At 57.2% G+C, this 12,970-nt stretch carries 16 protein-coding genes and 1 tRNA gene; 7 read left to right on the top strand and 10 right to left on the bottom strand.

Annotated features, from left to right (window positions below; translation table 11 throughout):
* Nucleotides 1-53: 53 nt before the first annotated feature.
* Genes yacG through AB688_RS06760 form a run of 4 tightly spaced genes read right to left on the bottom strand, consistent with a single transcriptional unit; the run spans nucleotide 54 to nucleotide 2,950 of the window.
* Complete coding sequence (gene yacG / locus AB688_RS06745; RefSeq protein WP_054895240.1) at nucleotides 54-254, bottom strand: DNA gyrase inhibitor YacG; 201 nt, start codon at nucleotides 252-254, stop codon at nucleotides 54-56.
* The gene (coaE, locus tag AB688_RS06750; RefSeq protein ID WP_063542961.1) at nucleotides 251-874 is read right to left on the bottom strand and encodes a dephospho-CoA kinase; all 624 of its coding nucleotides are present in this window, start codon (nucleotides 872-874) and stop codon (nucleotides 251-253) included. Before coaE ends, yacG begins: the two co-directional genes overlap by 4 nt.
* Nucleotides 874-1,740 (bottom strand): prepilin peptidase, encoded by an 867-nt coding sequence (locus tag AB688_RS06755; protein ID WP_063542963.1) that lies wholly within the window; start codon nucleotides 1,738-1,740, stop codon nucleotides 874-876. The genes coaE and AB688_RS06755 overlap by 1 nt, the downstream gene beginning before the upstream one ends.
* 1 nt (nucleotide 1,741) lies before the next feature.
* Nucleotides 1,742-2,950: a type II secretion system F family protein gene (locus tag AB688_RS06760; RefSeq protein ID WP_063542965.1), complete on the bottom strand. Its 1,209-nt coding sequence runs from the start codon at nucleotides 2,948-2,950 to the stop codon at nucleotides 1,742-1,744.
* A gap of 213 nt (nucleotides 2,951-3,163) precedes the next feature.
* On the opposite strand from AB688_RS06760, the gene AB688_RS06765 reads away from it, so the two are divergent.
* Entirely contained in the window at nucleotides 3,164-3,604 is a 441-nt protein-coding gene (locus tag AB688_RS06765) for a pilin (RefSeq protein WP_063542967.1), read from the top strand.
* 52 nt (nucleotides 3,605-3,656) lie between these two features.
* A tRNA-Thr gene (locus AB688_RS06770) sits at nucleotides 3,657-3,732 on the top strand.
* 544 nt (nucleotides 3,733-4,276) lie between these two features.
* Here the strand turns inward: AB688_RS06770 and rclC are convergent.
* Nucleotides 4,277-4,876 (bottom strand): reactive chlorine resistance membrane protein RclC, encoded by a 600-nt coding sequence (gene rclC / locus AB688_RS06775; RefSeq protein WP_063542969.1) that lies wholly within the window; start codon nucleotides 4,874-4,876, stop codon nucleotides 4,277-4,279.
* A gap of 172 nt (nucleotides 4,877-5,048) precedes the next feature.
* Between rclC and AB688_RS06780 the strand changes: the two genes are divergently transcribed.
* The gene (locus tag AB688_RS06780) at nucleotides 5,049-5,996 is read left to right on the top strand and encodes an AraC family transcriptional regulator (protein ID WP_063542971.1); all 948 of its coding nucleotides are present in this window, start codon (nucleotides 5,049-5,051) and stop codon (nucleotides 5,994-5,996) included.
* A 50-nt stretch (nucleotides 5,997-6,046) separates the two neighbouring features.
* On the opposite strand, the gene AB688_RS06785 is transcribed toward AB688_RS06780, so the two are convergent.
* Nucleotides 6,047-6,307, bottom strand: a complete 261-nt coding sequence (locus tag AB688_RS06785) for a DUF2790 domain-containing protein (protein WP_193217512.1) — start codon at nucleotides 6,305-6,307, stop codon at nucleotides 6,047-6,049.
* Between the two features lie 365 nt (nucleotides 6,308-6,672).
* Between AB688_RS06785 and AB688_RS26095 the strand changes: the two genes are divergently transcribed.
* Both AB688_RS26095 and AB688_RS27480 read left to right on the top strand, forming a co-directional pair.
* Nucleotides 6,673-7,023, top strand: a complete 351-nt coding sequence (locus AB688_RS26095; protein ID WP_081255201.1) for a putative quinol monooxygenase — start codon at nucleotides 6,673-6,675, stop codon at nucleotides 7,021-7,023.
* A 100-nt stretch (nucleotides 7,024-7,123) separates the two neighbouring features.
* Entirely contained in the window at nucleotides 7,124-7,246 is a 123-nt protein-coding gene (locus AB688_RS27480; RefSeq protein WP_196759878.1) for a hypothetical protein, read from the top strand.
* A gap of 8 nt (nucleotides 7,247-7,254) precedes the next feature.
* Here the strand turns inward: AB688_RS27480 and AB688_RS06790 are convergent, their stop codons facing one another.
* Nucleotides 7,255-7,758, bottom strand: a complete 504-nt coding sequence (locus AB688_RS06790; protein ID WP_063542975.1) for an Lrp/AsnC family transcriptional regulator — start codon at nucleotides 7,756-7,758, stop codon at nucleotides 7,255-7,257.
* 138 nt (nucleotides 7,759-7,896) lie between these two features.
* Between AB688_RS06790 and AB688_RS06795 the strand changes: the two genes are divergently transcribed.
* Nucleotides 7,897-8,832, top strand: coding sequence for a DMT family transporter (locus AB688_RS06795; protein WP_063542977.1), 936 nt, complete (start codon nucleotides 7,897-7,899; stop codon nucleotides 8,830-8,832).
* Between the two features lie 88 nt (nucleotides 8,833-8,920).
* Here AB688_RS06795 and AB688_RS06800 read toward each other — a convergent pair whose 3' ends face one another.
* Nucleotides 8,921-10,051 (bottom strand): L-dopachrome tautomerase-related protein, encoded by a 1,131-nt coding sequence (locus AB688_RS06800; RefSeq protein ID WP_196759879.1) that lies wholly within the window; start codon nucleotides 10,049-10,051, stop codon nucleotides 8,921-8,923.
* Between the two features lie 51 nt (nucleotides 10,052-10,102).
* Here AB688_RS06800 and AB688_RS06805 point away from each other — a divergent pair, with 51 nt between their 5' ends.
* The gene (locus tag AB688_RS06805; protein WP_063546637.1) at nucleotides 10,103-10,993 is read left to right on the top strand and encodes a LysR family transcriptional regulator; all 891 of its coding nucleotides are present in this window, start codon (nucleotides 10,103-10,105) and stop codon (nucleotides 10,991-10,993) included.
* 39 nt (nucleotides 10,994-11,032) lie between these two features.
* Here AB688_RS06805 and AB688_RS06810 read toward each other — a convergent pair whose 3' ends face one another.
* A complete protein-coding gene (locus AB688_RS06810) occupies nucleotides 11,033-11,821 on the bottom strand; it encodes a glycine betaine ABC transporter substrate-binding protein (protein ID WP_063542979.1) in 789 nt (262 codons plus the stop codon).
* A 12-nt stretch (nucleotides 11,822-11,833) separates the two neighbouring features.
* Nucleotides 11,834-12,931: a major royal jelly family protein gene (locus AB688_RS06815; RefSeq protein ID WP_226938348.1), complete on the bottom strand. Its 1,098-nt coding sequence runs from the start codon at nucleotides 12,929-12,931 to the stop codon at nucleotides 11,834-11,836.
* Nucleotides 12,932-12,970 lie beyond the last annotated feature (39 nt).

Below are 12,970 nucleotides of genomic sequence, written 5' to 3' on the forward strand. Positions count from 1 at the left end.
TCTGCGGGAATGGCACCAGCAAAAGCCTGGGCCATCCCCACCCCCTCATCAAATCAATGCCGAGGCTCAAGATCCCCCGAATACAGCTCATCCTCCGACTCCGGCGCCGCTGGAATCTTGTGTTCCTCCGCCGCCCAGGCCCCCAGGTCGATCAGCTTGCAGCGATCCGAGCAGAACGGCCGGTTCGGGCTCTTCTCGCTCCATTCCACAGGTGCGCCACAGGTCGGGCAATCGACGGTCATTGGCTGGCTCAAGGCTGGCCTCCTCGCAAAGTCAGGTAAAAGGCATGCAACTGGTCGATCTGCTCATGCAGCCACGGCAGGTCGCGGTCATTGACCACCACATCGTCGGCATGGCGCAGGCGCTCTTCCCGCGCCAACTGCGCCTTGAGAATCGCCTGCACCTGCTCCTCGCTGGTGTTGTCCCGCTGCAGCGTGCGCGCGATCTGCAGCTCCTGCGGCACATCGATCACCAGGATGCGCTGGGTCTTCTGGTACTGCCCCGACTCGATCAGCAGCGGCGACACATACACCGCATAGGGCGACTCGGCCTTGGCCAGGTAGCTGAAGATCTCCTGCCCGATCAGCGGGTGCAGCAGTTGCTCAAGCCAGCGCCGCTGCGCAGGGTCGGCAAAGATCTGCTGGCGCAGCGCCGAGCGATCAAGGGTGCCGTCATCCAGCAGCACGCCCGCACCAAAGCGCTCGACGATGCTCGCCAGCGCCGGCCGACCCGGCTCGACCACCCAGCGCGCCGCCTGGTCGGCATCCACCAGGTGCACGCCAAGCTCGACGAAGCGCTCGGCGGCGGCGCTCTTGCCGCTGCCGATGCCGCCGGTCAGTCCGAGAATCCAGGGGGTAAATGCAGCAGTGGTCATCAGTATCCGAGCAGTTGCATGTAGGAAGCGTATATTTCATCACCCCAGAGCCATGCGATCCAGCCCGCAATTGCCAGATAGGGCCCAAAAGGCATCGTCGTCCCCAGCGAAGCCTTGCGCAGCCGCAGCAGGCACAGCCCGATCACCGCCCCCACCACCGACGACAGCAACAGTGTCAGCGGCAGCACCTGCCAGCCGCCCCAGGCGCCCAGCAGCGCCAGCAGCTTGAAATCGCCATAGCCCAGGCCCTCCTTGCCGGTGACCAGCCGAAACAGCCAATACACCGACCATAGGCTCAGGTAACCGACCACCGCCCCCCACAGCGCATCGGCCAGCGGCACGAACACCCCGAAGGCATTGACCACCAGCCCCAGCCACAGCGTCGGCAGCACCAGCACATCCGGCAGCAATTGATGCTCCGCATCGATCAGGCTCAGGGCCAGCAGGCACCACGTCAGCACCAGCGCCAACAACGCCTGCCCGCTCACCCCGAAATGCCAGGCCACCACCAGCGACAGCCCCGCGCAGGCCAGCTCCACCAGCGGATAACGCAGGCTGATCCGCCCCTTGCACGCCGAGCAGCGCCCACGCAGGGCCAGGTAACTCACCACCGGAATGTTTTCCCACGCCCGAATCCGATGCCCGCAGCCCGGGCAGTGCGAGGCCGGCAGGCACAGGTCGAAACGCTCATGCGCCTCCACCGGCATCCCCAGCACCTCACGCGCCTCGTTCTGCCACTGGCGTTCGAGCATCACCGGCAACCGATGCACCAGCACATTCAGAAAACTGCCCACCAGCAGCCCGAGCACGGCTGCACTCGCCAGGAAGAACCCTGGCTGGTCGACAAGAAAAGTCCACAGATTCATGTCAGATCAGGCTACCCAACTGGAAGATCGGCAAGTACATGGCCACCACCAGGCCACCCACCAGAACACCGAGGACCAGCACGATGGCTGGCTCCAGCAGGCTGGTCAACTGCTCCAGCGCCTGCCCGACCTGTTCCTCGTAATGACAGGCCGCCTTGTTCAGCATCGCTTCCAGCGTGCCGCTCGACTCACCGATCGCCGTCAACTGCACCAGCAGTGGCGCGAACAACGGCTCCAGCGCCATCGCCTGATGCAGCCCCAAGCCATTGGCCATGCCCTGACGCAACTGGCGGATCGCCCGCTCGTGCAAGGCATCGCCGCTCGCCGCCGCCACGGTTTCCAGCGCATCGAGCAACACCACCCCCGAACCATAGGCCGTCCCAAGGCTGCGTGCGAAGCGCGCCAACGCCGCATGGCTCAACAAACGCCCGAACACCGGCACCCGCAGCGCCTGGCGAATCATCCACAACCGCCCCGGCAAGTGATCCCGATACAACTTGCGCACCGCCAGCCCCGCCACACCGAATATCCCCAGCACACCGAGCAGATGCCGCCCCAGCGCGTCAGACAATTCGATAACCCACCGCGTAAAGACCGGCAACTCCTTGCCCACCCCCGCAAACATCCCCTCGAAGCGTGGCACCACCTCCAGCAACAGCAACGCCGACACCCCAAGCCCTGTCAGCAGCAGAATCAGCGGATACAGCATCGCCTTGCGCACCCTGCGCCGCAGCGCCTGACGCCGTTCCAGCAGGTCTGCCAACTGCTCCAGTTGCCGATCCAGCGTCCCCGACTGCTCCCCGACCCGCACCAGGTTGCAGTACAACGCATCGAACCAACGCGGGTGCCGCTGCAGCGCATCCGCCAGCCCCAACCCTGCAGAAACATCCTGCTGCAAGCGCCCCAGCAACCGCACCATCCCAGCGTCTGCACCACTGCGCCCCATCACCTCGAACGCCTGCAACAGCGGCACCCCCGCTTTCAACAGCGTCGCCAACTGACGCGAAAACCCCGGCGCATCCACCTTCTCCCGCCGCACCGGCAGCTTCCAACCCCGCCCACCCGCCGGCCACACCCGCGCGCCCTTGATCCCCTGGCGCAACAGCCCCGCCTGCACGAATGCCGGGCTGCGCCCCTGCATCTGCCCACTGACCCGCGCCCCCCGCGCATCCACGCCTCGCCACGCATACAACCGAGTCGAATCCTTCATTCGCCAGCTCCTTGCCACACCCGACAAGCCCCGTAACAGCTTGCCGCGCCCATCCCAGGGCAGAAATTCCAGACGCTCACTAGAGTAGTTGAGCGGACACGACGTCCAGCCACGCAGGGGTGACAAAAGGTGTCCATTGGGCTCTACTGCGCCCCAGCCGACCCCGGCCCGCCAAGCGGCTCGAGGCCTGACCGAATCGACAAGGAACCTGTTATGAAAGGGCAACGCGGTATCACCCTCATCGAACTGATGATCGTCGTCGCGATCATCGGCATCCTCGCGACCATCGCGATCCCCATGTACACCAACCACCAGGCCCGCACCAAAGCAGCGGCCGGCCTGCTGGAAATCTCCGCGCTCAAGACCCCGATGGACCTGCGCCTGAACGAAGGCAAGGACGTCGCCGACGTTGCCGCACTAGGCGGACAACCCACGACCAACCACTGCGCCATCGTCGCCAGCGGCAATGCGGCTGCAGGCACCGGCAGCATCGTCTGCACCCTCGCGGATGCGCCTGCGAACGTGGTGGGCAAGCGCCTGACACTGACCCGCGCGGCTACCGGGTGGGCGTGCAGTACCGACATCGAAGAGGATCTTGCGCCCAGTGGCTGTGCAGGTTCGGCGGGGCAGGGTGGGGCGCAGGGTAATAAGTGAAGGGAAACAGGGGTTTGCGTATGGATGGCGGCGGTGGTAGCTTTGCGGACACGCCGGTGTAGCTCAGTCGGTAGAGCAGCGCACTCGTAACGCGAAGGTCGCAGGTTCGATTCCTGTCTCCGGCACCAGTAAGTTCGGGCCCTACGAAGTCCTTTTTTCAGTGATCTAACTGACCGTCATACCAGCCCGACAGCAAAAAAGCCCCGCGCAGTTTTTCCTGGTGGGGCTTTTTTCATTATTAGATTCAACGACATCAAAGTGAATCCGGGATGAGAAATCCTTATGCCTTTGGCTTTTGGTGCCTAGCCGCTACGCTTTTTCTGCTCACTGCAGCAATTGGCGTCAGCCGCGATTAGCGCTGCCGAGATGAAGGACATAATTGCGGCTGGTGGGCACCCTGGTCCATCGCGGCACAAGCCATCACCTCTCTAGCGCTAGTCATTTTTGCTGTGCTGGGCTTCAACACCTGGAAGCGCCAAGTACGAAAAGGGATGAACGTGGTTTGGACTGTGATGGCTGCGCTCCACAGGGGCGACGTTAGCTTTCAGCGCGTGGCTACCGAGCTACTCGTGTCAGGCACCCCTGTTGACTTCGACGTCGTAAGGTATCGAAACGACATGGATACCCTTTTTCTCGACCGCGCGTAGCGCTGGCTCGCGGCGGGAGGGCTACCTAACCACTCACTCTCTTCTTATCCAGATTGATCAGGCTGGTGCCATTAATTAGCTGCTTAGCAGAGTCAGCAATCATCAACACACTACCTGCCAGCATCAACACATCCTTCAAGACCAAGCGTCCAGCTCCAGAAAGGTACGGGAAGCCGAATTGAGCATCTCCTAGATTCGCTACCCACGCTTCAGGCGTTGTGATCAGGAACGACAGCGTCACGATGGGTGTGAGGAAAGCGAGCACAGCTCCCGCGAGCCCCAGCTTCGGTGAGACAAGGTAAGCCAATACCAAAAACCCTATGCTCATCTCGACCACGCCCAGTCCATTTGAGAAGGCATAGGTATGGTTGGCAACTTGCCAAGCACGCTGCGCTAGGTCGAGCTGGCCTTCATGCGTGAAGTGCTCCCGATAGGCCTCTGGGTGTGCATAGAGGAACGAGAAGAATGGGCTGTTTGCCACAAATGGAGTGATGCTGTCAGCCTCGTAGGGCACGAATTTCAACGCACCAATCCACAGGAAAACAATGGCCACGCCAAAGCGAACGAGATGAATTCCAAGCTTATCCAGGCGGCTTGCAATGACCAGCAGTTGAAAGGGACTCATGGTGTGATTCCTTGTGGTTTCAAGATGAGTCCATCCTAAGAAGATTCCGCTTCGCGCTTTTGCCGGATGCGCTCCGCCTTTTTGCCAATCGTCTCAATCATCGCCTTTGGCGACTGCGCTTTCCCCTGGGTTGGTTTAAATTGCGCCCGGATAGCCTTCTGAAGAGATGACCATGACGACGTTAGACAAACTCATCACGCTTGCTGATGTGCGCGGCAGCATGGATCTGCGTTGCCATTTTGCGGGGCGTTGGTCGATTGACCATCAGCCGGATGAGCTCGGTACTGCGCGTTACCACATCGTCCTCTCAGGCCGCTGCCAATTACGCTTGCCTGACCACAGCCTTATAGAACTCAACGCGGGCGACATCCTGTTGCTCCCACACGGCACCGGCCACTTGCTTCAAAGTGATTCGGATGTTGATCAGCCAAATAGTCCGGTGGTCGTTCGCGAGGGGCTTTTACCTTTGCATCGGTTAAAAGGCGAAGGTGAGCCCTTGGATCTGCTATGTGGGAGGTTTATTTACCAGCCAGGCTCATCACTTTTCGAGGCGCTGCCTGAGTACATCCATGTCAGCTTGAGTTCGACACAGTCCGCTTCTGCGCTCTCTGCAATGACTGGGCTGATTCGTAGCGAAGCCGAAGCCAACCATCACGGTGCTCGATCCATAGTCGATGCCCTGACTACCGCGCTGTTCACAATGGTTCTGCGGTCATGGCTGGATACCAGCCCACCTGTTGAAAGTAGCATCGGTCTTCTGGCTGACCGTCGTCTTTCCAAGGTATGGCATGCGTTGTTAGAGGATCCCTCAGACGCCTGGACCGTTGAGCGCATGGCAGAAATGGCCAACATGTCGCGCGCCAGCTTTATGAGGGCCTTTACGCGCATAGCAGGTTGTCCGCCGGGAACCTTGCTGGTTCGAATCAGGATGGAAATCGCATGCTTGCTGTTGGCAAAGACGGACTCTGGTTTGAGTGATATCGCTTTGGAGGTGGGTTACCAAACGCAGGCGTCATTCAGCAAAGTCTTCAAGGATGTGCTGGGGCAGACCCCTAGACAATATCGGCGAGAGCGAAAGCTGGGTGAATTGGAGGCTAGGCTCGCTAAGGATGCGGTGTGAATTCGCGGTGGGCCCGGCGCATAGCGACGGGCCAATCACCAAATCGTATATCAGCTGTCTTGGTGAGTTTCAGCGACGCGTTTGTAGTAAAGGTCGTGCTCTACCCCCGCGTGATCACGGTACACCAGCTTCACCGTTTCCAGCGCCTGTGAAGTTTCGGACTGAACCACAACGTCTTGCGAGACTACTTTATCCACGTCAATCACGTCACCGTAGCGGTACTGGTGAGCGTCTGTGTCCGGATTGTTGCCTTGTGCTACCGCGAAAGCGGCCGGGGTCATTAAGGCGAGGGCAACAATGAATTTTTTCATGATCATCTCCAATTTGTTTGCATGAGCGGCGTGTCGCTCGTTTGTTGGCGGGATCTATTCGACTCCCTTGATGACCATGCTATTGGCGAAGCTGCACGAGCTCTTTCGCTTTCGGCTCAGGTTCTTGTCCAATCATCTCAGGTAGCTCAGCGCACCGTTTTGCCGATAAATCCGACCTTCCGGAGTGCGATGCTTGCCAGGGCAGACGTTAGGAGTAAGGCTGCTCCTACCCTTGAAAGCGCGGGCTACATCCAGGAGCAACAAAGGGACTTTCGTCAATTTGTTGAAACTGTTTCGCTACCCTTTGGGTTTCACGTGCTAGTGGATGTGATCAAGCTAAGGTATCAACAAACTGGGTGCTCGCCATGACTAGTACGATTACCGTTGTAGCGCATATCACCGCAGATCCATCATCAGTAGCCGAGGTTCACAGCGCTCTGCTGATAGCTGTCGAAGCGACGCAGTCAGAGCATGGGTGTCTTCATTATCGTCTTTTTGAAAACATGGACACTCAAGGCCACTGGACCATGCTTGAGCTTTGGCAAAATGATGATGCGCTGACTCAACATACACTCGGTGAGGCGTATAAAAATTTAAGCGCGGCTATCGACGGCAAAGCGAGTGTCCAGGTTTTTCGCTTGGCTCCAGCTGCTTCTGCTGTACAGGTGGAGACTGTTGTAAACCCAAACTTCTGGCTTGGAAACGGTTTGCCATGAGCTCTAAGCTAACGTAGCGTCTCAGTTTGGTTTCGGACTTTTCAGGTTCTCAGGTGAGACATAAGTTAGTGGAGGCCAGAACTTTTAAGTGTTCTTGGCGGTGGCTGAAGCCAGTCATTTTACTAGCGCCACATTTTCCCTAAATATTGCCGTCCCAACGCTGAGTCGATGGATCAAGGAAATGGAGGAAGAGTTCACTCCTCGGTTGAGGAGCGAAAGATAGAACGAACGTTAGTTATTGCTCGCTGAAGTGCGCCCTCTCAAGTGATTCGTGGGCAGTGCAGTCGTATATTTAACTTGGCTAAGTGCGAAACTCGATTTGATGCTTGCCACAACGGGTATGGTCGTCAAACAGTCAAGCAGTAGCGTCTGATACTTTGTCAGGTCTTCGCTTACCACCCTCAGCATAAAGTCCGCCTCGCCGCTCATCAAATAGCACTCCATCACCTCTGGGCGCTCCCTGATCGCGTTCGTAAATACTTCTAGAGACTGCTTGTCCTGGAGTTTGAGCGACACGTGTACGAATACATTTATTGCAAGGCCGAGCGCTGCAGGATCAACTAGCGTAACGGCGCCTCGCAAGACCCCACTTTCCTTCATCTCTGAGACACGTCGCCAGCACGGTGAAGTTGAAAGCCCTACCATTTCAGCGAGTTCGGCATTGCTTAACTCCGCGTTTTCTTGGAGTGCATCAAGGATACGCAGGCTAGCGTCATCGAGCTTTGAGCGGCTCATGGTAAATTTTTCCTCTGCATGAGAGCTTTCCAATGAAATGTACCGGTATTTCTACTTCTGAGGAAGAGATAGGTACGTTTTTTCGCGTGCTCAAAAATATCATGGTGCTACGTAACTAGATTGCAACGAGGTGGCACCATGCGCGCTTCAACTCAGCAAGTGTTTAAGACTCGCTCCAAGAATTTCGGGATATCTTCAACTTACGTTTGGCTTGGTGTCATGGTGCTTCTGTGGGGAAGTAGCTGGCCGGTTACTAAGCTTGCATTGCATGACGTACCTCCGCTCTGGCTGGCTACCATTCGTTTCGCCAGTGCCGCGGTTTGTCTTGTTGCTTATCTGGTCGCGAGAGGACAGCTCAAGCTTCCCGTTAGAGGGGATATGCCAATCATCGCAAGCGTGGGTTTGTTGCAGATGATGGCTTTCACAGGTCTGGGTATGGTGGCGATGGTTCATGTCGATACTAGCCGCGCTGTGCTCTTGGCATACACAACGCCACTGTGGTGTGTGGTTGTCGCCTGGGTCATGTTCCGTGAAATGCCCTCTCGGTTGCAGATTGCAGGGCTTGTCATAGGGATGTCAGGGATCGCGGCTGTGTGCTCCCCAGGAGAGCTCGAATGGACAAACCGGGAAACAGTGTTGGGGGCAATATTCCTGCTTCTTGCAGCGGTCAGTTGGGCAATTGTCATCCTTCACGTGAAACGTCATCGGTGGGTGACCCCGCCTCTGGCGCTTGCCCCGTGGCAGATGCTCTTGGCTACCATACCGTTGGCGATTGCAGCATATGTCAGCGAAGGCCCACCGACATCCCTTGTCTTGGATAGGAAACTGGCTGAGGAATTGTTTTTCATTGGTCCGATTGCGACATCGGCGTGCTTTGTGATCTCTGCGGAGTACGGACGGCGAATTTCGACGTTTGGCATGTCAAATTTCACCCTTGGGGTACCCCTCATTGGAACAGTGTTCTCTTGCTTGGCTTTCGGTGCGACCGTTTCCACCATGTTCCTTGCCGGGCTCGGCCTGGTGGTTTTGGGGGTCGTGGTTTCTGCATTAGCTTCGCGCTCCCGCCGGACCTAAACCATAAAGGTTGGCGGAGGCTTTTCGATAAACCCGTTTCAGAGCTCGCAATGCACAAGGCATCAGCTCTGAAACGGGTGCAGTGAGGTTACTTAGGGTCTATACGATAGACGCTCAGTGGTCGCTCGACCTTCGATGCGCCATTGTTGAACAAGCCTACTCGATCAACTTGTGCTGCCGGCAAGTACAATCTGCCCTGGTTGTCGAACGCCGGTGCATCGACCCAGTGCAGGCGACTGTCCTGTGCAATGGTTTGAATGGTGCCGTCAGTGGCGATTCGCTTGACGCTATCTTCAGCCAGGCCACTGAAGTAGAAATTGCCCTTGCTGTCCATGACTGTTCCACCGACCGGCGGCAGGTCTCGCCAGAACTCGACATTTTTGATGAGCTCAGCTTCAGGCAGGTTGGCGTCATCCAGCCAGCGCGTTTCAATCTTGTGCCAAGGGCCTTCCAACGGTGCAAAGTAGAGCCATTTCCCGTCCGGGGATACTTCAAGGGGATCGGAGTGCACCCTCAATGCTGTCCCATCTGGCGCTCTGACTACTTTGCCGCTCAGGATAATGTCGCGGTTCGTGGGTGCGCGTACAGCAGGACTGGTCGTTAAGACGCGCCGGGCTTTGTTGGTTTCGAAGTCCAAGACAACGATGCCAGGAACGCCAGCGTCCGTCAGGTAGGCATGCTTGCCATTGAGGCGGATATCGTCGATGTAGCTATGTTCTTGAGCGATGCTGCTGTCGAATGGGATGACCTTGATCACTTCGCCGCTTTTTAGGTCAACGACCACGACCTTTGCACCACCTGGAATGACTTTACCGCCGAAGTCAGTTACGCCTGCATCGACAATCCACAGCCGGCTATTGTCATCAACACGCATTGCATTGACATTGACGAAGCGCTGTTCGGCCGGAATGGTTGCGTCATTGCTATTCCAGCGCTCATTTGGAAAGGGATGGGGCTGGCCTGCTGGGTCTAGCTTCGATACGGATGGCCCCGCTGAGCCAGTCCATTTTGGGCCCGATACGTATAGGCTTCCGGCGCTGTCCACAGCCACCGCATTCCATACGGCATTTGCCGATTGGGCTACCACGTGAAGGGTTGGCGGCACTTCGGCGTGGGCTACACCGATCAAGCCTGCCATCACAGCTGTTAGTACAAATCGTTTAGAGAAGGTCATTGCAAGTTCCTGTTTGAAGGGCTGGGCAATGATCATTTTTCCCATTACGCTGAAAAACCTCGCCATCACGTAAAGAATTTCGTCAAAGTGAAGAAAATCATACGAATCGATGATCTGCAGGTCTTCGTATCGACGGCTGCTGCGGGTAGTTTCTCCGCCGCGGCGCGGTTGCTTGACATCTCGCCCGCCTTGGCGAGCGGTGCCATTCAGCGTCTGGAAAGCAACTTGGGCGCGAGATTGTTTGTTCGCTCGACGCGTCGGTTGAGATTATCCGATGATGGCGAACGCTACTTGCCGCACGCGCGGCAAGCCTTGGAAGCACTTGATAATGGTGAGGTAGCGTTGACCCAGGGCCGTGACGAGATCGCTGGCACTATTCGTTTGTCGATGCCATCTGATATCGGCAGGAACGTGTTGCTCCCATGGCTAGATGAGTTTCAGCAAACGCACCCCATGGTACGTCTGCAATTGCGGGTTAGTGATCAGGTGGCTGATCTGGTGGGGGAACATCTGGACGCTAGTATCAGGTATGGACAGTTGAGTGACTCGGGCCTGGTGTCCTTAGCGCTCGCACCGATGAACCGCAGAACAGTCTGCGCCTCGCCGGCGTATCTCGCGCGTCATGGTATGCCGGAATCTCCTGAGGCGTTGAGTGAGCATAATTGCCTGAGATATGTAATGGGCGAGCAAACTTACGAGCGTTGGAGCTTCAATTTTCCACAGGGAGTGCGGACGGTTCAGGTGACGGGGGATCGAATCAGCGATGATGCCGACATTGTTCGACGCTGGGCTGTCGCCGGATTGGGGATCGTTTACAAGTCCAGGCTCGATGTTGCTGAGGATCTTCGTAGCGGCCGCCTGGTTGAGCTATTCCCGGAAAGCTATGGGCAGCCGGCGCCGCTTCAGCTGGTATGTGCCCATCGCACATCGCTCACGCCGGCCATCCAATCGCTTAGAGCCTTTCTAGCAAAACGTTTCGAAAGCTAGCCGGGGCTCAGTGGCGGGGCACGGGGCCCTGCTACTGATTCAAGCTCCCGCCGGTGCCGACTGACGTGCGAGCCAGATGTCTGCAGCTTCCAAGGCTGAAAGCTTTTTGTGACGGATAAGAAAATCAAGCTCACTGACCGCGGCATTGCCAGGTTGTAGCGAGATTAGGTCCTCAATCAGTTCTTTCGGCATCTCTTGCACAACGTCACTGGCGGCAATGAGCGTTGCTTGATCTTCACCACCCAACAGCCCGAGCGGTTCATCTAGGGCTCGGATTTGATAGGCATGGTGCAAATATTGAGGATGCCACAGCGGCACGACAAACCATTCCCGCTCGGCATAGGATTGCTCATAACGATTGAAGCAATCAGCCTCGGTGCCTTGCGCAAAAAAGTAGCCTTCAGCATCCAACGCGTATTGCGTCACCATGGCTTTGGAAAAGCGACTGATACCGGCACCAGGGTTTATGCCTTGGATGCGGCGGCTCATCCGCTGGGCAACATCCGGCCTCAGCAGATCTGCAATCGTAGCGACCTGATCCTCCGGTACATAATCAGGCACACCCCAAATGCAGAATGGGTTGTATAGAACTCCAAGGGAAGTGCTCGGTTTCTTGCAAGCTGCCAGGTAGGCACCGTGGCTGGCTGGCAGCCAGGCTGATACGAGCATCTCTACCTGTCCTTCGCTGTACAACCGGAACATTTCCTCATGAGGCGCTGTGCTGACGTCCACCAGATAACCATGTCGCTCTAGCGTGCGCTGCACAAGCGCTGCGCTAGCGGCATGGAAGCTGAGGTCGATGTAGCCCAAGCGAATGTGCTTTTGCATGTCATTTCCTTATCAATGCGTTTGCGCAGGCTTGGCGTCGATCTTGACGCGCATCAGGCTGTAAGGTTTCACCCGTTTGTCTTGGCCATCGTTGAAGCCAGGCGAGCGGTGCAGCTGGTTGGCAGTGAAGTACAGATATCCGTCTGGGCCGATCGACAAGGTATCCGGCCAAAGGACTCGCGAATCCTCAACCACGGTTTGCCAAGTGCCATCGGCAAGGCGTTTGCGGATGGAGTTGTGCTCATAATCCCCCGCATAGACTGCTCCGTTAGCATCAGCCTCAAGACCGTCGGAGGCGCCTTTTTCACCAAGGTCAACAACTGCTTGTTCAAGTTCGGCTTCGCTTACATTGGGGTCTCGCAACAAAGCCGTTGGAACCGAATACAGGTGTCGACTCGAAAGCGGACAGAAATACAGTGTCTTACCATCGCTCGACAGGGCGATGCCGTCCGAGGCTACGGTCAGCAATCCTGATTTACCCTGCGCGTCGCGTGTGATGAGTGCTGGCTTCCCTTCGATGACAGGTCGGAACTCAGGGTCTACGGAAGTCGATTTGGCCCCGCTGAGGCGGCGGGTTGCCGTACCGCTGGCCAGGTCCAGCACGATGATTCCACCTGGCCCTTTTACCGACGAATCGGTGACGTAAGCGGTACCTTCCTTACCTACGCGAAAATCAAAACGTACGTCATTCACATAGGTAGTTGGCAGAATCACTTCACGCGGGAACACAACTGTTTTCACGATCTTGTTGGTGTTCAAGTCGATTGCGATCAGCTTGGCTCCACCTGCCTTGGGTTCGGAGAAGGCGGGAGCGGCTGTATCCAATACCCAGACACGCCCTTGACCGTCAGCTACGACGCTCTGCACGCTGATGAACCCGGCGGCCGGATCCTTGGCGTTTTCCACATTCGTTTTCAGGTCCGGGTAAGGAACCAGATGGCCCTGTTTAATCTCCGCCACGGTGTAGGGTACTTCATCTCCCCAACGAGGGAAGTTGATGAAGATCCGACCCGTTTCGGTGACGGTCACGCCTGTAGGCATGGCGCCATTGAAAGCGAAAACACGTTCGGGGTTGGTGCCTGTGCCCGAGGCGGTATCGGCCATGGCCATTGCACTGAGCGAGACCGCGACAGCCAGGCCAGTGGCTTG

Origin of the sequence: Pseudomonas putida (genome assembly GCF_001636055.1) — a bacterium.
GTDB classification, from domain to species: domain Bacteria; phylum Pseudomonadota; class Gammaproteobacteria; order Pseudomonadales; family Pseudomonadaceae; genus Aquipseudomonas; species Aquipseudomonas machongensis.

Bases quoted from the DNA above. Each gene is read 5' to 3' on its own strand.
- AB688_RS06760 (WP_063542965.1), bottom strand. From the start codon at position 2,950: ATGAAGGATTCGACTCGGTTGTATGCGTGGCGAGGCGTGGATGCGCGG.
- AB688_RS06790 (WP_063542975.1), bottom strand. From the start codon at position 7,758: ATGAGCCGCTCAAAGCTCGATGACGCTAGCCTGCGTATCCTTGATGCA.
- AB688_RS06800 (WP_196759879.1), bottom strand. From the start codon at position 10,051: ATGGGAAAAATGATCATTGCCCAGCCCTTCAAACAGGAACTTGCAATG.
- AB688_RS06815 (WP_226938348.1), bottom strand. From the start codon at position 12,931: ATGGCCATGGCCGATACCGCCTCGGGCACAGGCACCAACCCCGAACGT.
- AB688_RS06755 (WP_063542963.1), bottom strand. From the start codon at position 1,740: ATGAATCTGTGGACTTTTCTTGTCGACCAGCCAGGGTTCTTCCTGGCG.
- coaE (WP_063542961.1), bottom strand. From the start codon at position 874: ATGACCACTGCTGCATTTACCCCCTGGATTCTCGGACTGACCGGCGGC.
- AB688_RS06765 (WP_063542967.1), top strand. From the start codon at position 3,164: ATGAAAGGGCAACGCGGTATCACCCTCATCGAACTGATGATCGTCGTC.
- AB688_RS06795 (WP_063542977.1), top strand. From the start codon at position 7,897: ATGCGCGCTTCAACTCAGCAAGTGTTTAAGACTCGCTCCAAGAATTTC.
- AB688_RS06810 (WP_063542979.1), bottom strand. From the start codon at position 11,821: ATGCAAAAGCACATTCGCTTGGGCTACATCGACCTCAGCTTCCATGCC.
- AB688_RS26095 (WP_081255201.1), top strand. From the start codon at position 6,673: ATGACTAGTACGATTACCGTTGTAGCGCATATCACCGCAGATCCATCA.
- AB688_RS06780 (WP_063542971.1), top strand. From the start codon at position 5,049: ATGACGACGTTAGACAAACTCATCACGCTTGCTGATGTGCGCGGCAGC.
- AB688_RS06785 (WP_193217512.1), bottom strand. From the start codon at position 6,307: ATGAAAAAATTCATTGTTGCCCTCGCCTTAATGACCCCGGCCGCTTTC.
- rclC (WP_063542969.1), bottom strand. From the start codon at position 4,876: ATGAGTCCCTTTCAACTGCTGGTCATTGCAAGCCGCCTGGATAAGCTT.